The organism is Paenibacillus thermotolerans (assembly GCF_028745515.1).
GTDB lineage: Bacteria > Bacillota > Bacilli > Paenibacillales > YIM-B00363 > Paenibacillus_AE > Paenibacillus_AE thermotolerans.
This window is the reverse complement of record NZ_JAQZSG010000007.1, coordinates 32,918-54,320: the sequence shown is the minus strand read 5'-3', so window position 1 is coordinate 54,320 and position 21,403 is coordinate 32,918. Positions and strand designations below refer to the sequence as shown.

Annotated in this window: 20 protein-coding genes; 2 read left to right on the top strand and 18 right to left on the bottom strand. The window is 52.7% G+C overall.

Annotated features, from left to right (window positions below; all coding sequences use genetic code 11):
* Positions 1-45: 45 nt before the first annotated feature.
* Together PT964_RS08035 and PT964_RS08030 are read right to left on the bottom strand one after the other, a co-directional pair.
* On the bottom strand, positions 46-1,404 hold the full coding sequence (locus PT964_RS08035) for an ABC transporter substrate-binding protein (protein ID WP_274362831.1): 1,359 nt from the start codon (positions 1,402-1,404) through the stop codon (positions 46-48).
* A gap of 112 nt (positions 1,405-1,516) precedes the next feature.
* Positions 1,517-2,194 (bottom strand): FadR/GntR family transcriptional regulator, encoded by a 678-nt coding sequence (locus PT964_RS08030; RefSeq protein ID WP_274362830.1) that lies wholly within the window; start codon positions 2,192-2,194, stop codon positions 1,517-1,519.
* Between the two features lie 278 nt (positions 2,195-2,472).
* Between PT964_RS08030 and PT964_RS08025 the strand changes: the two genes are divergently transcribed.
* Positions 2,473-3,342, top strand: coding sequence for a DeoR/GlpR family DNA-binding transcription regulator (locus tag PT964_RS08025; RefSeq protein ID WP_274362829.1), 870 nt, complete (start codon positions 2,473-2,475; stop codon positions 3,340-3,342).
* The gene (murA, locus tag PT964_RS08020; protein ID WP_274362828.1) at positions 3,278-4,576 is read left to right on the top strand and encodes a UDP-N-acetylglucosamine 1-carboxyvinyltransferase; all 1,299 of its coding nucleotides are present in this window, start codon (positions 3,278-3,280) and stop codon (positions 4,574-4,576) included. Before PT964_RS08025 ends, murA begins: the two co-directional genes overlap by 65 nt.
* Positions 4,577-4,849: 273 nt before the next feature.
* On the opposite strand, the gene PT964_RS08015 is transcribed toward murA, so the two are convergent.
* The 16 genes from PT964_RS08015 to PT964_RS07940 all read right to left on the bottom strand — a co-directional run bounded on the left by PT964_RS08015 (position 4,850) and on the right by PT964_RS07940 (position 21,372).
* Positions 4,850-5,764, bottom strand: coding sequence for an oxidoreductase (locus tag PT964_RS08015; RefSeq protein WP_274362827.1), 915 nt, complete (start codon positions 5,762-5,764; stop codon positions 4,850-4,852).
* A 4-nt stretch (positions 5,765-5,768) separates the two neighbouring features.
* Entirely contained in the window at positions 5,769-6,872 is a 1,104-nt protein-coding gene (locus PT964_RS08010) for a threonine aldolase family protein (RefSeq protein ID WP_274362826.1), read from the bottom strand.
* A gap of 37 nt (positions 6,873-6,909) precedes the next feature.
* A complete protein-coding gene (gene proS / locus PT964_RS08005) occupies positions 6,910-8,211 on the bottom strand; it encodes a proline--tRNA ligase (RefSeq protein WP_274362825.1) in 1,302 nt (433 codons plus the stop codon).
* Positions 8,212-8,563: 352 nt separating this feature from the next.
* Entirely contained in the window at positions 8,564-9,037 is a 474-nt protein-coding gene (locus tag PT964_RS08000) for a YkvA family protein (RefSeq protein ID WP_337995013.1), read from the bottom strand.
* Positions 9,038-9,049: 12 nt separating this feature from the next.
* A complete protein-coding gene (locus PT964_RS07995; RefSeq protein WP_274362824.1) occupies positions 9,050-9,340 on the bottom strand; it encodes a hypothetical protein in 291 nt (96 codons plus the stop codon).
* A 24-nt stretch (positions 9,341-9,364) separates the two neighbouring features.
* Positions 9,365-12,163: an ATP-binding protein gene (locus PT964_RS07990; RefSeq protein ID WP_274362823.1), complete on the bottom strand. Its 2,799-nt coding sequence runs from the start codon at positions 12,161-12,163 to the stop codon at positions 9,365-9,367.
* Entirely contained in the window at positions 12,144-12,599 is a 456-nt protein-coding gene (locus PT964_RS07985) for a hypothetical protein (RefSeq protein WP_274362822.1), read from the bottom strand. The genes PT964_RS07990 and PT964_RS07985 overlap by 20 nt, the downstream gene beginning before the upstream one ends.
* A 10-nt stretch (positions 12,600-12,609) precedes the next feature.
* Complete coding sequence (locus PT964_RS07980) at positions 12,610-13,353, bottom strand: hypothetical protein (RefSeq protein ID WP_274362821.1); 744 nt, start codon at positions 13,351-13,353, stop codon at positions 12,610-12,612.
* 14 nt (positions 13,354-13,367) lie between these two features.
* On the bottom strand, positions 13,368-13,772 hold the full coding sequence (locus tag PT964_RS07975; protein WP_274362820.1) for a hypothetical protein: 405 nt from the start codon (positions 13,770-13,772) through the stop codon (positions 13,368-13,370).
* Positions 13,773-13,807: 35 nt separating this feature from the next.
* Positions 13,808-14,227: a hypothetical protein gene (locus PT964_RS07970; RefSeq protein WP_274362819.1), complete on the bottom strand. Its 420-nt coding sequence runs from the start codon at positions 14,225-14,227 to the stop codon at positions 13,808-13,810.
* 12 nt (positions 14,228-14,239) lie between these two features.
* A complete protein-coding gene (locus PT964_RS07965) occupies positions 14,240-14,593 on the bottom strand; it encodes a hypothetical protein (protein ID WP_274362818.1) in 354 nt (117 codons plus the stop codon).
* A gap of 16 nt (positions 14,594-14,609) precedes the next feature.
* Complete coding sequence (locus PT964_RS07960; RefSeq protein ID WP_274362817.1) at positions 14,610-15,563, bottom strand: ATP-binding protein; 954 nt, start codon at positions 15,561-15,563, stop codon at positions 14,610-14,612.
* A 514-nt stretch (positions 15,564-16,077) separates the two neighbouring features.
* Positions 16,078-17,463: a glycosyl hydrolase family 18 protein gene (locus PT964_RS07955; protein ID WP_274362816.1), complete on the bottom strand. Its 1,386-nt coding sequence runs from the start codon at positions 17,461-17,463 to the stop codon at positions 16,078-16,080.
* Positions 17,464-17,634: 171 nt separating this feature from the next.
* On the bottom strand, positions 17,635-18,705 hold the full coding sequence (locus tag PT964_RS07950; RefSeq protein WP_274362815.1) for a hypothetical protein: 1,071 nt from the start codon (positions 18,703-18,705) through the stop codon (positions 17,635-17,637).
* 3 nt (positions 18,706-18,708) lie between these two features.
* Entirely contained in the window at positions 18,709-20,487 is a 1,779-nt protein-coding gene (locus PT964_RS07945) for an HSP90 family protein (protein ID WP_274362814.1), read from the bottom strand.
* Between the two features lie 93 nt (positions 20,488-20,580).
* Entirely contained in the window at positions 20,581-21,372 is a 792-nt protein-coding gene (locus tag PT964_RS07940; protein WP_274362813.1) for a YitT family protein, read from the bottom strand.
* Positions 21,373-21,403 lie beyond the last annotated feature (31 nt).

The following is a 21,403-nucleotide window of genomic DNA, read 5'->3' as shown; positions in this document are numbered from 1 at the left end:
AGAAAATGTGATGGGCAACGCAGGCCGCCCATCACACATTCGAAATTATTTATTTTTTTCTTCCTTCGCTTTTTTCCAATACTCGTCCCATTTCTTAAGCGTATCCTGAGCTGTTGCTTGCCCAAGCAGCATCGCTTGCCCGGTTTCCATGGAGACCGTCCCCCACTGCCCGTTGGCAGGATATTCGAACGGCGGCTTGAAGTTCAAGAACGTGTCCGGCATGTTGGTCATGTCGAGGAGCGTTTTATACGGGCCTGTTTTGAAAAATTCGTCCTCGGCTGCCGAAGAGTGAATCGGAACCGTCCCGTAGTCCTTTGAGAACTGCGTATTTTGCGCCGGCGACGACAGGAACGCAATCAGCTTCCATGCCGCATCCTTATGCTTGGAGTAAGACGTAATTCCCCATCCCGCGCCTCCTGCGGAGATGAGCGCTTTGCCGGAAGGTCCTGTCGGCATCGGAGCCGTCGACCACGTACCTTCATCCATGTTCTCCTGCAGCACTTGAATGACGTCAGGGTCCTGCAGCAGGAAAGCGGTTACACCCGATGTGAACGCTTGAACCTGCTCTTGGAAGCCCCAGTTCACGGAGTCCGGCGGAGATCCTTCCTTATAAAGCTTCAAGTAAAGGTCCACAGCCGCCTTCGCTTCCGGCGACGAGTAAATCGTGCCGCCGTCCTTCAAGAACATCGCATCGTTCAAGTCGACCTTCTCCGCGTTATAGGCTTGGATCATCGTGTCCGGCACCGCGTTCGCACCCGGGCCGCCGCGGAAGGAGAAGCCGTACCGGTTGCTCTTGGAATCCGTAAGCGCAACGGATGCGCTCACCAAGTCCACGTAGGTGGCCGGTACTTCGATTCCCTTCTCTTTCAGCCAGTCCGCACGGTAAAACATCTGGCGCTGATACAATCCGTTGGGAATGAAGTACAGCTTGTCTCCCACTGTCGCCGTAGATTTGGCGGCGGACGTCATCGTCGCGAAGTCGCTCCAATTCGCCGTGTAATCGGTCAGCGGCTCCAGAAAGCCGTTGTTCACGAATTCCGCCACGTTCAAGTCGCGCGCTTCGACAATATCGAGCTCTTGCTTCGCGCCGAGCATCGTGCGAATTTTATTGTCCGCTTGATCGAACGGCGGCGATATTAATTCCACTTTAATGTTGGGGTTTTCGTCCTGGAACTGCTTCAGCATCGCATTGAGCAGCTCCGTGCGCTTAGGGCTCGTTAAGCTTTCAATCATACGCAGTTTAATCACTTCGTCGCTGCCGGAACCGTTCGCATTGCCGGAATCTTCCTTCCGGTTCGAACCCGAATCGGCAGAATTGCTGTTGCTGCAGGCGGTAATCAAGCTCACAATCAGCAGCGCCAGCAGCGCGATCTTCATGAGCTTCGTTGAAGCTTTATGACGCATGTATATCCCCCCTAGTATTGGTATCATACTAACAACCTGTATGATAGGTTAATCATAGAAGCACCTGCACGATTATGTCAATATGGAATTGTAAGCGATCTCACATCTTTTTTTAATATTTTCGAATGTTTTCTTCGACGCAGTCCATCATCTTGTGAAATTCCCGCAGCGCATGCCCGACGTCGTGTTTGACGAGACCTTGATAAAGCGTTCGGTGAAACGGATAGGTGTCGTCAAAAAGCTGTTTCTCCCCTAGCGGCTCTACGAAAAAACGCTCGTACAGCTCTGAGATCGACTCGAAGACGCTTTGCAGCAGCGGATTGGCCGCCGCCTTGTAAATATATTGATGAAATTCAAAGTCGATTGCGGAAGTGTCCAAGCCTTTGCGTTTCCGGTCGTCGTACTCTTCCAGGCAAATTCTCATCAGCTCGATCGTCTCGTCGTCGATTCTTTGGGCCGCCAGCTCGACCGCTTTGCCTTCCAATGCTCTGCGAACATCGAGAATATGCAGCAAAAACTTTTTCTCGCTCTCGATTTTCACCTTGCCGGTATACCGGAACGACCGTGCATCCTTCACATAAATGCCTTTGCCGTTGACAACTTTAATAATATCGATGGCTTCCAAATATCGCAGTGCCTCGCGCAAAGAAGACCGGCCGACGCCCAGCAGCTTGGTCAGCTCCTCTACCGACGGAAGCTTGTCCCCTTCTCCGAGCTCTTTCTCCGCTATATATTTCTGCAATTCCTCCGAAACCAGCTCATGAACGTGCCGCTTATTTATTTTCCGCATTTTACGCGTTTCCCCCCTTCCATATTTATGCATGCAAGTCAGAAGGAATGGTATAAAAATAATGTGGTTTTGTCAAATAGGAAAAAGGTTCGAAGAATGATAGTCGCTTAATCATTCCATACCTTGAGGATAAATCCTCCTTCTTCAGAATGCTTGTCCAAAACGCTGAGAAATGCTGAAAAAAACGGAATTATTTCATTGACGATCATGAAGCATACAGAATAAAATGAGTAAAGGTCCATGGCATGGTAACTTATCACAAATGTGGAGGGCGTTTAATGCTTGCAGAGGAGCGAAGGCAGCTCATACTGGAACTGCTCGCCAGTGACGGTAAAGTCATTGCGAAGGAGCTCGCTGAGCGATTCCACCTCTCGGTCGACTCGATTCGCCGGGACCTGACGATCATGGAGGAACAAGGCCTGCTCCGGAAAACATACGGCGGCGCCATTTCGATTGCGCCTCCGACGAAGGTTCGCAAGCTGCCTCAGCCGCAATCGATCCGATACGGGAGCGGGACGCCTCATCAGAACGCCATTTCGAAGCTGGCCGCATCCTTCATACAGAAGCATGACACCGTCTTCATCGGCGGGGCCGGCATTCATTACGGGATGCTGAAATATTTCCCTGAAGGCATTCCCTTTACGGTCGTTACCAATTCGCTAACGATAGCGGAGCTGATTCGAAGCCGTCCGCATGTCGAGGCTTATCTGATCGGCGGCAAGCTTCGCCCGACGGCAGGCGGAACGATCATCGATACGATTGCGGTCGATATGCTCAGGAAATTTAATTTGGATATCGGATTTATAACCGGAGGCGGAATTGCCGAGAATGGTATTAGTACCGCCACGCCCGAGGGAGCGGCATTTACCCGCGCGGTCGCGGAAGCGTCGCAGCGCGTCGTTTGCCTCGCCCCGCATGAAAAGCTGGGCGTTAAGATGTTCGCCACCTCGATCCCGGTCGAGCGCATCGATTTGCTGATCACCGATGCAGCAGCGGCGGAAAAGATGATTCAACATTTCGAACGAAGTAATATACAAGTGATGATTGCAGATGATGAAAAGCACCTAAGCGGAGGAGTTATCCATGAAAGCGATCCAAGTGAAACGGTCCACCCCTTTGCACGGCAGCGTGAAAATACCGGGCTCTAAAAACAGCTCCCTCGCATTGCTTGCCGCCGCCTGTCTGGCGGATGAGCCGGTAACGCTTCTGGGCATCCCGAATATTGCCGATGTAAGAGTCATTTACGATATCGGACGAGAAATCGGATTGAAGTCCGAACGCGACGCCTCCGGCGCCGTCGTGATCGACCCGAGAACGATAAGCGACGCGAATTTGGATCCGGAGAAATCTTCCTCGTTCCGGGCCGCCTACTATTTTGTAGGCTCCCTGCTTGCCAAGTTCGGCAAAGTGTCGGTAGGCTATCCGGGCGGAGACGACTTCGTAAGCCGGCCGATGGACCAGCACGTGAAAGCGTTAAAGATGATGGGCGCGACGTTCACGTTCTTTGATCGTCATTACACGGTGGAAGCGAAACAATTAAGAGGAGCGACCGTCTATTTCGATATGATCACCAGCGGGGCCACGATAAACGTAATGCTGGCCGCCGTTCGGGCGAAGGGCACGACCGTGCTGTTGAATGCGGCTCGGGACCCCGAAGTGACGGATACGGCGAACCTGTTGAATCAGATGGGCGCCAAAATTACCGGAGCCGGAACGGACACGATCCGCATCGAAGGCGTTTCCGCTTTGCACGGATGCACGTATACCGTCATTCCGGATCGGCTCATAGCGGGAGCCTTCTTGATGGCTTCGGGCGTGTCCGGCGGTTCGATCACCGTTGAGAACGTCATTCCGGAGCATCTTTCGTCGTGCATCGCCAAGCTTAGCGAAATCGGTCTGGAAATCGGCGTCGGCGAGCAGACCGTCACGGCTCATTCCAACGGCTTGCTGCGTGCGACGCGGGTGAGAACCGCGATGTATCCGGGCTTCGCCACCGATTTGCAGCAGCCCTTGACCGCATTGCTGACGCAAGCCCGCGGCAAAAGCATCATCGGGGAGCGCATTTACCCCGGCCGATTCAATCACGCCTATCAACTCATTCGAATGGGCGCCCATATCAAGGTGCGCTCAGGCGTCGCGTTTATCCAGGGCGGCCAGCCGCTGCACGGCACGCTGGTGCATGCATCGGATGTGAGGGCGGGAATATGCTTGATTCTCGCGGGGCTTTGTGCGGAAGGCACGACTACGATTGCCGGCGTGCAGCATATCGATCGGGGCTACGAAGACGTCGTCGGATCGTTCCGCGCGCTCGGCGCCGACATTAGCCTGTACGACACGGACGAAGCTTCGGATTTCGGTTCCGGTCTCCGATTAAGCAATTGACGGACTCCCCCTACGATGGGGGAGTTTTTTTGTCTCCCCTTCTCTCCCCTTCCCTCTTCTCATTTCGTCTTCTATCTTGTTTCGCTCCGAGTTGTCAGTCAAATTGACAAATTTGTCAGCGTAGATTGACTAATTTGTCAATTCGATTGACTCGTGAAGGCAAATGACAATGCGATTGACAAAATAGTCAGCGCCCGCTGACAAATTAGTCAATATTGCTGACAAACTCGTCTTACTGCAAATACAGCCGGAACCTCAGGATGCTCAGCCTGTTTAAAGCGGATATGTCACACCCGTCAGCTGTTCCGACACCGCCCAAAGCCGCTCCGCCACGGGCGCATTAAACAGCTTCTTCTCTTCCCCTGTAACCGCCGGGTACCCTTTGCGGTTCCCTTTGCCGTCCGGCCCGATGAACTCGCCGCCCCGGAGGTCCGGATCGGTTGCGGCATACAATGTCGGCAACGCTCCCATGGCCGCAGGCTGGCTCACCAGCCCCATCGCCAGCTTCATGAACCGTCCCGCCTCTTTGCCGGAGCCGCGCGACAACAAATTCGTCGACGAAATGCCGGGATGACAGCATACGCTGATCGTCTCCGCGCCGCTTCGCAGCAGCCGATGCTGAAGCTCGACCGCGAACAGCAAATTCGCAAGCTTGCTTTGCTGGTAAAACTTAAAGGTGCTGTACCCGTTGCGGCCGTCCAAATTATCGAAATGAATCGTCCCTCCACGGCTTGCAATGCTGCTTACCGTCACGATCCGCGACCCGGGTGCCGCGAGCAGAGCCGGGAGCAGCCTGCCGGTTAACGCGAAGTGGCCTAGATGGTTCGTGCCGAATTGCAGCTCGAAGCCGTCCTTCGTCTTGCGGTAAGGAGGAATCATGACGCCCGCATTATTAATCAACACGTCCAGCCGATTAAAGCGATCCGAGAACTGCTCCGCAAACTGCTTTACGCTGCTTAAATCCCCAAGGTCCAAGTGCATCACGCTTACCTTCGCATGCGGATCGTTAGCATGGATTTGTTTCGCAGCCCGGTTCCCTTTTTCTTCGTTGCGGACCGCCAAAATGACTTCCGCGCCCTTGGAAGCAAGCACGCTCGCCGCTTCGAACCCGATCCCGCTGCCGCCGCCGGTTACTACAATCGTTTTCCCTTCCATGCTACCGATTTGATCTGTCGTCCATTGTGCCATGGTCTCACACGCCCCCGTTCTTACTCAATTTCTGATCCAACAGCCGAAAAGCGGTATGCAGCCGATCCTTGGGAGCCTCGCTATATTTGTCGCCGATATTGACCTCGAAATAGCAGCTTTGATCCCCGGTTTCGTTAATTCTAGGCGTAAGTCCGATACCGCTCTCGCTGTAAACCGAAATCAGAATCGGTTCAAGCTCCGCCTTCGATAAGCCGACATGAACGTGAAACATATTCGAAACCGGATGTTCCGGCCGGGTCGCGATGCCGAAGCATTGATTATATAGAGCGGCAAGCTCCTTCGCCTGCTCATAATACTGCCGCATCAACGGCAATCTTCGTTCCATATAGTAGTCCGCGCTTACGATATAAGGATATAAGCTGATTAAATCGCCGCCGTGGCGCCTTTTCCAAATTTTCGATTCGTCCGCAAAGTCCTCCGGACCGGCAACAATTGCTCCCGCAATGCCTCCGATGCCTTTGTAGAACGAAATATACACGCTGTCGAACAAGCTGCAAATTTCCGTTGCCGTCTTTTCATAGTAGGGGAGAATTTCAAAAAGCCGTGCACCGTCCAAATGCAGCTTTATTCCTCTTTCTCTGCAAACCGCCGCAATGTTTTCCAGTTCCGCATATTCGGGCAATTGTCCCCCGATTTCTCGCTGGGGCAGCTCAAGCAGCAAGCAAGAGATGTCCTCGCCCAAATTCAGCACATCGTCCAATCGAATAAGCCGGTCCCGGTCGCCCAACAGAACGGCCTCTATATGGTGCAATTCATGCAATCCTCGCTGCTCGTGAATTTCCAGATGGCATAGCGGATGATACGCCACCTTCTTGATCCCTCGGCGGTCGCACCAGATCCGCAAAGCAATTTGCTGCGCCATCGTACCGCTCGGGAAAAACACGGCCGATGGTTTCCCGAGAAGCTCCGCCATTTTCCGCTGGAACGCTTCGATCATTTCGCCGGAGCCGTACAGATCGCTGTCGAGATCGCCGTTCATATTATCGAATGCTTCCTTCAGCACTTGAACGTTTCTTTTCCCGTTTCCGATTAACGGATGGGCGGATGCGTAATAAGCTTCCGATAGAGTAAGTTGATTGTCGCTCATAGGGGAATCCTCCTGGTCAATATTTCATCGCAGTATGTTATCCAACAGTTCCGTAACCATATACTAACTTACTGATACGGGCTATTGCATCTTCGATTTGCATCTCTTGTTTTTCGCCGGCTCCGCGTTCTTCGAATTCGACGATTCCACTCGCCGACTGTTTGCCGGCGATCATCCGGATCGGAATTCCGATCAGGTCGGAATCGTTGAATTTTACACCTGCCCGCTCGTCTCTATCGTCGATCAAAACTTCGATTCCTTGATGTTTCAGCCGTTCATATATTTGTTCCGCAGCCTCCATCTGCATTCCGTCCCGAGCCGATACCGGAATCATATGGACATGATAGGGAGCAACGGCCATAGGCCAAATGATGCCCTTCTCATCGTGATTTTGTTCCACGATCGCCGCCGCCATGCGGGAAACGCCGATTCCGTAGCACCCCATCACAACGGGCCGCTTCGTGCCGTTCGAATCCGAAAACAATGCGCCGAGCTTTTCACTGTATTTCGTCCCTAGCTTGAAGACGTGCCCCAGCTCGATCGCTTTGGAAAATATCAATTCGCCGTTCAGACAATGCGGACATGAATCCCCTTCGTTTAACGCTTGCGAATTCCCCGCACCGGCTTGAACGATTTCCAAATTTGCCGCATAACCGCAGCGATCGCAAGCGACGATCGTATCTTCGCCGATATCGGCTAGCGCCATAAACTCATGTGTTCCGCCCTCTCCGCCGATCGCGCCCGCATCGGCCTCTACGGCGCGAAATCGAAGTCCGCACCGCTCGAATATACGCATGTATGCATCAAACATCGTCCGATAGGAACGATCCAGCCCTTCCAAGCTCGTATCGAACGAATACGCGTCTTTCATCAAAAACTCCCTGCCGCGCAGCAGCCCGAATCGGGGACGCCGTTCGTCCCGAAACTTCGTTTGCAATTGATATAGCGTAACCGGCAGCTTGCGGTAGGTGCCGATCTCGTTCTTTACTAATTCCGTTATGACCTCTTCGTGAGTAGGACCTAACGCAAATTGTCTCTCGTGGCGGTCTGTTAGCCGGATCAGCTCCTGCCCGTAGACGTCGTACCTTCCGGATTCCTTCCATAATTCCGCGGGCTGCAGTGCCGGCATCAAAATCTCCTGCGCTCCCGCCCGGTCCATTTCCTCGTGCACGATCCGCTCGAGCTTGCGCAGCACCCGCCTTGCAAGCGGCAAATACGTATAGATTCCGGCTGCAAGCTGCCTGATCAACCCGGCCTTCAGCAGCAATCGATGACTGGCGATTTCGGCGTCGGACGGAGCTTCCCTTAGCGTATTTACAAATAAAGCCGACTGTCTCATTGCATGGACCACCCTTCATCTTTATTAGAGAAAATAAAAAAACACATCCGTCAGGGACGAATGTGTCGTGGTACCACCCTAATTCGGCCGCCGTTCAACACGGGCGACCCTCTCTCGGATAACGGCCGACACCGGCAGCGGATACTTCTTGTTCGCCGCTGCAGCTCTCAAAGCGGGAGGGCATTGGGTCGGCGGGAAATCTTTCAGCCTTGGATTTCCTCTCTGGAATGCAGATTTAGAGAATGCCTTGTCTTTGGTCAACGCCTTTGGAACAATAAATTGGAACTAATTTACTACATGATGGCCGAATCGTCAAGAAGGCGCTCACATGTAGGCCTCCTCCGTTTCTCAACTATTTTTTGGCCCGATCAGCTTCGCCGTCATCTTCATCGCTTGGAGCGATCTCGTTTATGCTATTCTCCGCCTCAACGATTTTTCCTTCGATTTCGATAATATCTTTGTCGTCCACCCGAACGTCGCCGAACCAATCCTGCATTTTTCGAACCGCGTTGGTGCGGACGTCCTCGTTAATATATCCTGCGATGCTCCCGATCGCATACAGCAAAGCCGTCAAGTCGTCGCCGTAGCCGAGCACCGGTACCATGTCCGGAACGAGGTCGATAGGTAATATCAAATACCCGAGCGCGCCGTAAATAATGAGCTTCGCCTTCATCGGGACATTAGGATTTTGTACCGCATAGTAGCAAAGCAGCGCGCTGTATACGACCTTCTTGCCCGCGTCGATCGCGTGCTTCTTCAGCTTATCCCAGAACGATTCCTCCGAATAATGCTTCTCATAGCTTTTATTGCCGCCGTTGTTCATCATATCCCCCTCTTGCTAGAGCTGAAGCACTCCCAACTGCTTCGCTTTTTGCGTAATGTCTTTATTCTCATACGTTCGAGCGCGGATTTCCTCCGGCACTTCGCTCTCGTCCACGATCCGCGTCTCGCTCTCGATCGTAATGATCTGCTGACGGTTGTTATACTTTCGGATGTACATGCGGGACCACGACTTGATTTTGTAGCTGATTCCTTTGATCCAGTTTTTAATATTTTCCCAGAAAGCGCTCAGCGCAGCGCCTGCCAGCAGCCCGATAATCACCCATTCGATAAGCAAAACGATTCTCATATCGCCCGCTCCTTCCATTATACTTTATTTGCTCCGCACCGTCCCCGCGATTTCAACAGAGCGTATATCAAAATAAGCTTCCAGCAGCGATGAATAGTCCTCAAACTCGTAAAGCATCATGGCATAGGTAAGCTGCTTCTTCTGTTCTGCGCTCAGCAAATCCGTCCGAACCAACGCCCCTGTTTCCGATTGCTTCAGAAGCAGTTGATGGAGCGCGGCGTTCTCGTAATGCAAGCCTTCCTTAATCTTGGCGATCACACCGGACAGCCGATCCTCCCGGTACGCCGAAACCGTTCGGAAGAAGCGGTACCGTTCGAATAAGGATGAGAAGCGAGCCATTTTATGCTTGCTTTGAGCAAGAGGAAGGGCAGTGTGTGCCCATGCCGCAAAGAAAGCAAGCGGATCGCCGCTCGACTCGACGCCTCGGATCAAATCGAGCGCAACAGGGTGTGCGACGCGTTCGAACAATCGCGTATGTTTATAATACCGTTCGATCGCCATTGCCCATAGACGCTGCAAATCCGGCTCAGCCGATAGAATGCCGGGAGCGGCCGATCGAATTTCTCTTTTCAGCTCCTCATTCATTCGGTCTTCAGCTTCCGGAAACAGCAAATAGGTGTTCATGAGCCGGAAAATCGTCTTTAGAAACGAATCGTCCTGCAGCAAGTAGTTTTCGAGAACGAGCGGAATTTTCTCCGGCCTTCTCGACTCCTGCTGATCTTCGGCAAGAATCGACCGGTCGACCTCGATGCTCACCTTCATCGGCGCATCCGCCTTTCCGTGGAACACGACGGCTTCGCCTTGCTTCAGCCGCAGCAGCTCGTTCATCTGCTCCTCGCTTAGGCCCATCGAATCTCCCAATACTTGACGGTCGTCCTTGGCGTACAATCGATGTACGATTTTCATATTCGTATTTTTAATTATGTCAGGAGAAAGCTTCGTCGGAATTTGGTCGGCCACGATCAAGCCTTGGCCGTATGCCCGAATTTCCGAAAGCATATTATTGAACGCTTCCACCGCCTTCCCCTTCATATCGGCCACCTCTTGATTGCCGCTGGGGCGGGTGTTTTCAAGCAGACGGTGCGCTTCTTCAATGACGAGCAGATGCTTCAGCTCCCCGGTCGGCCTCGCCTCGGAAACATAATGCTCATAGATCGCGATCAGCAGCAGCCCCATAAGGAACACTTTCTCTTGATCGTCGCCGATGTACTCCAGCTCCATGATCGTCGGCGATTGCAGAAGCGATGCGACGGAATGGCTTTCCCGTGTGTTCAGCATCGTCCCTTTCGAGCCGCTCAGCAGACTGCCGATTCGGACCTTTAGCGCGCCGCGGATATCGCTGGACAGATCGGCGGAATAGCCGGCCGCTTCAATCGCTTGGTCGATGGCCATATACAGATCCTCAAGCGTCGGAAACAGGTCGGCCCGCTCAAGCGTCCCTTCAAAGATGTTCCGGCCGGAAACGAAATCCCATCCCGCACGGCGGTAAATGTGATAGAATGACGTCTCCAAAATATACGGCATCGGCCCGTACATCGGAAAGGCAGCCGTAAATACCGATTTCAAATGATCGAGATGCGTTTGAATATGGACATGCGCCGGAAATTCGAAAGGATTGATTTTAAAGCTGAGGCTGCCTTCGATTCCCAAGGTGAATCTACGGAGCGACGGCACCTGAGCGTCCAAATATTTATACTCCGTCTTGGCCGGCTCCAATACGAGGAAGGGGACCTTGTTCCGAACGGCTTGAACGAGCATCGACTTGACCGTGCTCGTTTTTCCGCTTCCGGTAACGCCGGATATGAACATATGCTTCGTCAAGTCGGATAGCGGAACGGATACCGGGATATTCGTATGGTAAGAGGTCATGAGCTTTCCGAGCTCGATCCGCTTTCCATCTGCGGTCTCCCCGGCTTCAGCGCCAAAAGTCGCGCGTACGTTAAGCTTCAAGCCGGGTGTAGGCTTCATCGGCAGAGCGATCAGCGAGGCGACGCCGTTTACGCTGGCGAAATTCAAGTAATCGGACGTAAACGTTTGCCCTTTCCTAAGCCGATACAGGCTGAGAGAACCGGATCTTCTGGACGTCCGCTCCAGATGGGAGGCGATGGCCGGGGCGGTTTTCTTGCTGCCGTAAATATGAAATAAGGAGGAAGCGAATATTCCTCCTTGGGTGGTGAGCATATACAAATGATTTTGCAATATTTCCATCTGCTGCTTGGCGGAAGCGTTCGTTTGCTGATACGACAAATTTTCGCCGCCCGCGAACAGCTTTCGCAGATGTTCGCCCAAGTTTCCTTGCTCGCCGACCTGCTTCTCCGCCTCTTTGGAAATTTCGTTGATATGCTTTTGCAGCAGGCTCATTTGGCGGCTCATATGGTCCGAATCCGCAACACCGAGCTTGATTTGAATCAGGAACGGCTCTTTGCCGGCTAGCCGGATCAGCTCGTCCACGGGGTTATCGTCCCGCTCCTTCAAAATCAGCGGGCTGGCGCTGCCGGCAAGCGTAACCTTATCGGCGGCGAATGCAGCGTCAAACGGCTGCCGCTCTTTCGTCCATCGCAAGCGCGGCGTGCTCTGGATCAGAACGTCAAGCAGCTCCGCACTGTCGCATTGTACGTAGTACTTGATTTGCTCGTCTATATACGCAATATGCATAATCACCGACTTGCCGGCGCTCAGCTGCGAATGTACGCACTCCAGCAGGTCGCGCACCGCCGTAAAGCCGGTATTCAGTTGAACCTCGAGCTCCTGCAAGCCTTGATACACATAGTAGCTGTGCTTCTCGGCCGGTAAATCGGCTTCTTCAATTCTGTAGAATGTCATCCGCTTCAAGCTCCCCTACATTCCAAAAAAGTACGTAATCGTCCGAAGTCATAGGCCGAAGCAACGAATAATAAGTTTCGGTCAACACGCCCGTAAGTCGTTCCTTATGGGCATCCAACAGTTCACGCAGCCTCGACGAATCGTACAAGCCGTTCATGAAAACGTATTTGGCCGGCGAATCCCCGAACCCGGAGAACGACGCTTCGGGCAGCCGGTACACCTGCGCCGAGCCTGAAGCATGCAGATGCGATATAGCGGCTTCGATGTCGCGTTTCGCCGATTCCGCGTCTTTCATCAGCTCTACTTTGCGTGCGAACGCCACGTCCTTGCCGGCCGCCGTCGCAAACCGGTCGCTGTAACGGGCGAACGCCTCCCGCAGCTTCGAATCGTTGGAGCGGAGCGCCAAAACCGTCATTTGGAAAGAAGATTTCGTCATCATAGCCCTCCTAGCTTAAAAATATAGCCGACTGCACCGCTTGGTCCGGCAGCCCGACGATCAGCTTGCCTCCGGCGTCTTGAATCGCTTGAATGATTTTGAAGCCCGCTTCCGGATTCGCCATGATCGCTCTTGCCGTATCCTCGTTGATGACGACGAACGAATGGTCCGATATGCTTTTCCCCGCTGCAATTTGCTGCTGCAGCTCGCCTGCGGCCAGCTCCTGCCGGAGATACGGCATTCCGCCGTTCTTCACCTCGAAGGAGGCGGATTCCCCTTTCATGACGTCGTAATTGTCTGTGGATACGATGCCGCCGTCCTCCACGGTAAGCTCGGTTTGTTTCAAATTCATTTTGGATTCCGTTAATTGCAGGTCTACGACGTTCGAGCTCGGGGCTCCGTCCAGCTCGACCGGCACTTGCGATTTCACTTCGCCGGCAGGCGACAGCTGCGCTTCCATAATCGCCTCGCCCATTTGTCCCTTTACATGAATGTCGCCAGACAGCGCTCTGGCCGCTTCGGGATCGGTCTGGGACAGCTCGCGAAATTCCGCCAGCTTCTTATATTTATCTTGATCAAGCAGCTCGTTTAGCGTATGTATCGTCTTTTCGTTCAATGTAACGTCTGCGACCGCACTCTTCTCCGCCGCGGCGGAGCTAAGCTCGATGGCGTGCAACGCCGCTTCCTGCATCGCCGCCCCTTCCGCGGCGGCTTCGGCGGCGACGGCCGCTGCACCGGATGTAAAAGGTTCCACAAGCTTTCCCTCCTTTAACCGGCAGTTGCGGCCGATGTCTTTGCGGGCGCATCGATATCGAACAGAAGCACGCCTTGCGCCTTGAGCTCTTGCAGCGCTTCTTTCGTTAGGATGCTGACCGGCGCCGCATCTTTATTGGTTTTCTTCACCCATTCTCCTTGCGCGTTCTGAAAATAATAGTCCGAAATGACGACGATTTGCCGCGCCGTCTCATCCAGCCGGATCGAGGTCTGGCCCGAGATAAAGGTAAGCCCGCCCTTCGCAAGCTCATCGCGGATTATTCCGTCCGTTAGTTCGGAGTATCGCTCTATTAACCGTTCCAACGTAGTCGGCGTCCGATTCGGTTTCAACATAGCGTACAAAAGTCCCGCAGCCGCAATCGCACCGGCGGCGCTTCCGACGATAATCCATTGATTCATTCGATTCATTCTCCAATCTTTATCGCGTTCGTCCGTTATGCTCTTCCATCTTCCAGTGGATTCGTAACGTCGTATTCCAACTTCTTCTCTCTCTTCAATTTCGTTTGGCTGTCCAAAATAAGTTCATACAAAGGAATAGCGGCCGAACGCCATTTCTTTCGAACCCATTCCCCGTCGAAGCGGCGGAAATACAGGTCCATCCCGTTATGAAAATGCCCGCCGTCAGCGGAAAGCTCGAAATAAAAGTTGCCCCCGACGTAATCCAGCCGTTCCATTTGAACAGCCTTCTTAATGATGGAATCGATTTTCGGCGCATACGCCTCCGCGATCCGATCGTGGCTCGGTTTTTCGATCGACAGCGTTCCGCCTCGGTATTCAGCCCAAAAATTGTCCAAAAAGCCCTCGATTCCGTTCAAAAGCTTATCCACAGGATCCCACCCGGTGCCGGCGCTCATAGACTCACCCCTCTAAAGAAACATCTTCAGCTCTTTTTCCAGCTCGTTCGTAATATCCGCTTCTTTGTTCATTTGCTGCGCTTTGGCGCGAATTTCCGGCGGCACTTCCGATTCGGGAACCGTTCTCGTTTCCGTCGTCATATGCCATTGGCCGTTCTCATCCTTCTGATACCCTTTAATGATTTCAACGTATGCTTCCTTCGTCCGCTTGATAAAAGCTTTGATGCCGATCAACGTCGCTTTTACGGCGGCGTTGAGCTTCTTCACAACATTTTTCAACCAGCTTCTAATATCGTCCCAGAACGCTATAACCGCCGCGGCCCCCGCCGTTGCCAAAGCCGCAACCAATATCGTCGTCAATATCATGTATCGATGCATCCTCTCACGATGGAATTGTTCCGAGCACGGATTTTACGGCGTCTTCGCTGACGGGAACGCGGTCGGTTCGAACCGTCCCCTGATTCGCCGCTTGGCTTTTCTTAATATCGGACAAAGCGGAATGGAAATAATGGTGTTTTACCGTCGTTTCATTCGCTCTTGCCGCCGCAAAGGCAGCCATTAATATCGCATTCGAAATATCGCTGCCGGATACGCCCTCAAATTCCTCCGCCAATACGGCAATGTTAACGTCCGTAGGCATTTTGCCCGGGATTAAGCGGGCGTACATTGTCTTCCTGCATTCTAGGTCCGGCAATTCGAATTCGATATGGGCCAAAATACGCCTCATAAACGCCGGATCGTAATTGGATATGTAATTCGTTGCGAATATGATGATGCCTTGATAATCGTTAAGCAGCGTCAGCAGCACCGATCGCGTTTGGTTCACGCTCGTATCGGTTGCGTTGTTCATATTCGTTACGCGCTTGCTCAATATGGCGTCCGCTTCGTCGAAAAACAGGATGCTGTCGCTCTCCTTGGCGATGCGGAATGCTTCCGTAATGTTTTTCGGCGTATCGCCGACATACTTGGATTCGATATCCGCATAGTTGATGATCATGAGCTTTTTGCGAAATTCATGCGCGATCGCATGCGCCGCCATCGTTTTCCCCGTTCCGGGAGGACCGTACAGATTGATGCCTACTTTACTGGAATGCTTGTGGGTCTCTTCAAGCCCCCAAACTTGAAACACGAGCTCGCTCTTTTCTCGCAAAGCAAGCGCATTGCGTATCGAAGCTATCGTTTTTTCCGGCAAAATCATATCGCTTAAACGGTATTTGGGCATCACAGGAATGAAGGACGGAAAGCTTTCCTTCTTCGCTTCTTGTTTTGCCGGGGGCTGCTGCGGAGCTGCCGGCGGTGGAACGGAAACAGCGGTGTTTTTGGGGATTAGCGCCATAATTGTCATTCCTTCTCGTAAAAATGTAGATAAAAAAAGACTGCTCCGATTACGGTAGCAGCCATAGAAGCAATTGAAGACTCTGCCTTGATCGCGATAGCACCCGATATGGAAATCCGTTGTAAATCTAGTGCTCAATTCCTAGTTCCATAGAGATAAGATACCATAATCGTTTTTCGTTTTACACCAAATTCGCGAGCTTCAATTTAACTTGAATATTGTCGGATAGTATGATACAAAATTCTCTTTACTAAGTAAAAATACCTAACGGGGCCGTTCGCACATTTTTCAGCAGCTTGCCATCGTATTCGGATGACTGGCTGGCTCTTCCCTCTAACGGACATGGTTGCAGTTATTAGGCGTTTTAGATGGAGTTTACAGTTGTAACGGACACCACTGCAGTTATTTCCTCAAAAATGCAGGGATAAGCACCAGAAATCGGGTTTTAGCGTCTGTGGTGTCCTTTAGCGGATTTTCGGTGGGCAAATTGGCGATTTAGCGTCTGTGGTGTCCGTTATTTCACCTCATAAGCTGCCGCACCGGTTCTTCCGTTATATTGAGGGTGCGTAACATTAACGGAAATATTGTAAGTTCCTTTGATCGTCCGACCCGAAGTAAAGCCGATAAACAGTGCCTTTCCGTTCGCATCGGTCGTACCGGAATAAACGGTTACTTTGCCGTTAGGATTCGTATGAATCATGTTTGCGATCGCGCCTGCAACAGGCCGTTGATTCGCATCCTTCACCTTGACGCTCATATATACGATATCGTCGCCTGTAAAGCTCGGCTTGTTCGTCAAGACCGACGTGAACAACGCGTCAGTCGCAGGCGCGGAAGCCGTCGCCCGCGTTTGCAAGCCTCTCCTCACCGCTTGCCAGAAGCCGGCGTCCTCCAGGCGCAAACACCAAGCGGCCGCTCCGGCAATGGCGTACTTGTTCACCAAAGCGGTCTTAGCGGCGATGCTTTTGGCGTTTTCATACCAAACCGTATGCTCCGCTCCGTCACCCGCGGTGTAGGAAAAGTACGGAGATTGCGATGCCGCATCCCACTTGGGAACCGCGTTTACGGCGGCGAGCAGCTTCGGCATATACTTCCACGCAACCGGTTTATGGCCGGTGCCGGTCGTTACATTCCAGTCGTAGCCGTATGCGGGAAGTCCGATCAAAATTTTGCCCGCCGGTATAAGAGAGGTCGCATATTTCAACACGCTCTCGACCCAGTCGGCCCCCGCCACAGGACCCGGTGCGCCCCATGCGCCGTGCTGCTCGTAGGTCATAATCTGCACATAGTCCGCGTGCTGCCCTAATGAGGCGTAATCGATCGTGCCCGACCATTCGCAATCGGCGCAGTCCGCCGTCTTGGCCATAACGGAAACGATCAGCTTCAGCCCCTTCGCATGCAGGGCGTCCGTCAGTTCCTTCACGAACCGGGAATACAGCCCCCGGTCCGCGGCAAACATATTTTCGAAGTCAAGATTGATGCCGCTGTATCCGTTCTTAACCGCCATCGTTACCAATTGATCTATAACCTTTTGCCGTAAAACAGTGTCAACCAATATCGAGTGAGCGATATTCGGATCGAATGCTTCGTTATATTCGTTCGTTACGGCGGCAAAGGCGCCGATCCCGTTGCTGCGCGCATAGCTCACCGCATCCGCGGGCGTTGAACCATGGACGTTGCCCAGCGAATCGACGGTGAACGTTTTGACGGAAATATCATTCATATAGGAGCCATTCGCGGCAAGAGACTCGTAAGAGGCACGATCGCCGGAATAGTAGACGGTATAAAATCCTAAAACAAGCTTATCGGCCGGTTGCTCAAGCCCCTGCGCCATGGCGGGAACAGGCAAGCCGGTAAAGATGAGGGCGGCGATCGACACAATGATGCTTACAAACTTCACGTAGGTTCTCTCACTCTCTCTATAATCTATATTATTTTAGAGTATAAGTTTTGAGATTTTTTGTATAGCCTTCGAAACGTTGAAAATGTTGTCGCCGCCGGCAAAAAAACGCTCAAACACTAAACTTATCCAAACGGACAAGCTCAGCGTTTGAGCGTATCTCATTAGCGATTATTCTTCGCCGCGCATGGTATCGTACTTCCGGGACAGCCGCTCTACCTGTTCGGTTTTCCGCACGATCAGGTCCGTGTAATAGCTGTTCCGGTTGCGCGCATCGAACACCTCGGCCAGCCGGTCCGTCTCGCGAACGATCCAATCAAGCGTCACATGCTCCGGTGCGGACAACGCCTTCCTGTGCTTGCGCACGGAGTGCCATCGCTGCATAAAGATGCGTGCGGACAACAGGTAACGGAACCGGTTCCAATCGACCTTCGTATCGAGAGCGTAGCGGATCGTCCGCTCATAGATTCGCTGCGCCTTCGCAAGATCGACCGCACTGAAATATTCCATGAACTTCCCGGAATCGTTCATAAACCGCTGGCCGTCCAATAAACGCTGCCCTTTTTTTGCGATTGCCGCCGCCTGCTCAAAGTCGCCCGTCTCCAGCAGCGAAAGCAAAATATTGCCGTATGTGTTTTGCGGCACTTCGGCGCACGTCAATCGGCCGTCCAAAATCGGTTTTACCGATTGCAGAGCCCGTTTATGGCGGCCCATGAGCACGTGATACAGCCCGAAATCGTTCTGGTCGCACGCCTTGCAATCGGACAATGCGTCGCGGCGGGCTTTCCGCCATTTCTCGTAATGCTTCGCCGCATCTTCGACTCGTCCGTTATAAAGCGAATATACATGAAAATACTTATAATACGCGTTTAAGCCGTAGCCTTGCTCCAAACATTTGGCTTTAAAGTCTTCAAAGATGCGCTCGATCCGCTCCGTCGGGATTTGTGGGAACCGCCAAATTTGGTTCACAACCCACTTATAGTGCCACAGCAGCAAGTAGCTAGAATACTCGCCGGGATGTTTCTCGAATTCGGACAGGCACCAAGCGAACGAGACAAGCAGCCGCTCCGCGTGTCCGGCTTCCAGTGCGGCTTCCCCGTACGTCATCCTTGCCTGAAAAGCGTCTTGCCGCGTCAGGTACTGATCCGCGATCCGGACGGATTCCTCCAGCAGCGTCAACTTTTGCTTACCCGTAGGCATGTCCCAAGCTTTATTTCTAAGCTGGTAGTAACGGTCCTTCATTCCTCAGACGCCTCCCGAACGATTCAAGCCTAAATTCAGAAACGCCATAAAGGATTGATTCATCAGCTTCAGCTCTTCCGGACTTAGCGGATAATTGCCCATCAACAGCGACTGCATATACAGCGTTTCGACGCTAAGCCTCTGCAGCTCCGGATCCCCGCATTCGACCGCTTTGCGGACGATCGGATTGTTAAAGTTAAAGCACAAGCTGGCGAAAGGCACCTCATACACTTCTTCGACCACCAGCCGCACAATGTCCTGAAACAGCTCATTCACGTTATCTTTGCCCGATTCGGCCATCTTGAAGAAGCCGAGTTCTTCATTTGTCGTATATAGTACGGGCAAATCCGCCGGCTCGAACCAACGAATAGCGCTCTTGCACTGAAACGGAAGCAGCACCCGATCGGCGAGCTCCAGGAACGGGCGGGTAAGCAAGCTGTCCTCCCGGTCCAGCTCTTCGAACCGTTTGAAAAAATCGATCGGATTAATGACGACGACTTGAACGTCCGGGTAACATTCGGGCAGCTTCTTGATCAGCTCGAAATCGTGAACGTACCCGCCGTTGACGACCATAAGCTCCTGTGCCTTCGATACCCTTGCGATTTGGCGGAATTCGTCGAGCGTCGCGTTCAGCAGCAGCTGCTTGCTTCTCGCCGCGATCTCCCCCGCCTCCATCGTCCCCATCGAAGTTTCGAAGGAAAGAAAGCGGATGAATAACTTGTACAATTCGTCGTCTTCCACGGCCATCGTCTTCAAAGAAGCATAGTGAATACGGATGATTCGCTGCAGCAGCTCGGGATCGGTTTCGGCCAATTGCAGAAAGTGCCTCTTGATGCATTCTCCCAGCTCATCCCGAACCGCGAGAAACAGATCGTTCTCATAGAAAGCTTCTCTCGATGCGGTCGGCCGCAGCGCGTTCGTATTCAGCATGCAGGTAACGAAAAACGCCCACGGCGGCAGCACGTTTTCCATCCGGTCGGAAAGCAGCATGTTCTTGAGATATACCTTGTGCCGTTTTTCCGCTTGCAGGCTTACCGGGTGCGGGAGAACATAGGCGACGCCCTCTGCCTCGCCGATCGCCGATTTGAGCGGAATGACGTCGAGACAAGTCTGATACAAGCGGGTTTCTCCGTATTCCAACGCATCTTTGCGGTCCATCTTCCAAGGGGGAATCGAATCGTTGATCCGGTTTTCGTAGCTGTCTTCCGTCAAATATACGGGAATCGGTAGGAACGCCCCGTAATGCTCAAGCAGCTCGCTCACCCGATCATATTCGAAATATTCCTCATAGTCCTCCTTGCACGTTAAAAACACGGTGGTGCCGATCGGCGCTTGGCTTTCCAGCTTTCGGACCGCATACGTGCCGTCGGGACGCCCGCGCCATTCAAGCGTATCGCCCTCCAGCGCCGAACGCGTAATGATGACGATTTCGCCGCTTACGACAAAGCAGGCCAGAAGCCCGACGCCGAACTGCCCGATATAATCGTCGGTATCGTCCGGCCGATCCTTCTTCGAGGTGCTGCCGATATTCGACAAAAACCGGTGAATTTCTTCCTCGCTTAGACCGATGCCGTTATCGTGAACGGCCATCGTTCGGGAGGACGGAAACAGTTCCACCGTAACCTTCTCTTCGAATTTGTGCCCAAGCCGCTTGCGGGCCGTTACGGCATCGACGCCGTTCTGCAATAGCTCTCGAATAAATACGCCGGGGTTAGAATACAGGTGATTGGAAAGAAGATCGATCATGCCCTTCAAATTCACTTGAAAATTGAGTTGGTCCATTGGCTCTCCTATGCATGATCCGTATTGTGGTTGTAAACCTTATTCTATAAGCTTCCGGTTTTTCCTTTCGCCGCAAAAAAAAGAAGCCCGGGCCTATTTCCGGGCATTCATTTCATAATACAGACTGCTTGCCAGTTGGACGTCACGATCCAATTTCTTTAACGCTTGCTTGATCCGTGCCGCGTCGGACCGGTGAACGATACAGAGCGCCGTATGTTCTTCGCCGGTCGGAACCCACATCACTCGGTACATATGCTCCGTAGTGCTTTGCATAGAGCCGATATGCCGGCTTCGCACCATAATCCTTTTGAAGGGAGATAACCCCGTAAAGCCGACCTCCACCATGCAATAGGCCAGCGAATGCGCCAGCATCGAATAGACGGCCTGCTGCCAGCCGAACACTATGCCTGCCAGTAATAAAATCAATAGATTGATACAGAACAGGACCGAGCTGACGCTCATGTTCCGGAAGAAGGGCAGCAGCCGAACCGCCGATTCCGGCTCGTCAAACCGGCCTCCTTGCCGAAAAATGACGCCGAGTCCCAAACCGAGGAAAGTACCCCCTCCAAGCGCGGCCAGCAGCGGTTCGTCGACCAAAGCGGATGCCGGGTGCAGAAAGTACGTGAACACACCGACAAACAATAACGGTAAAACCGCCAATAAAGGGCTGCGGACGGAGTACTTCGCTTTCGCAAGGATAAACGGCACATTGATTACGAATAACACCAGGCTTAGCTTCATTTCCGTCATGTGCGACACAAGCACGGACAATCCGGCGATGCCGCCGGCTGTCACTTGGTTGGGCAGCAAAAACAATTCGAGTCCGACGGAAATCATGAAGCTGCCGACGATGATCAATACGAAAGAAGCGGCTCTTTTGAACAAAGACAACCCACCTCCGTCATCGGTTTGGCCG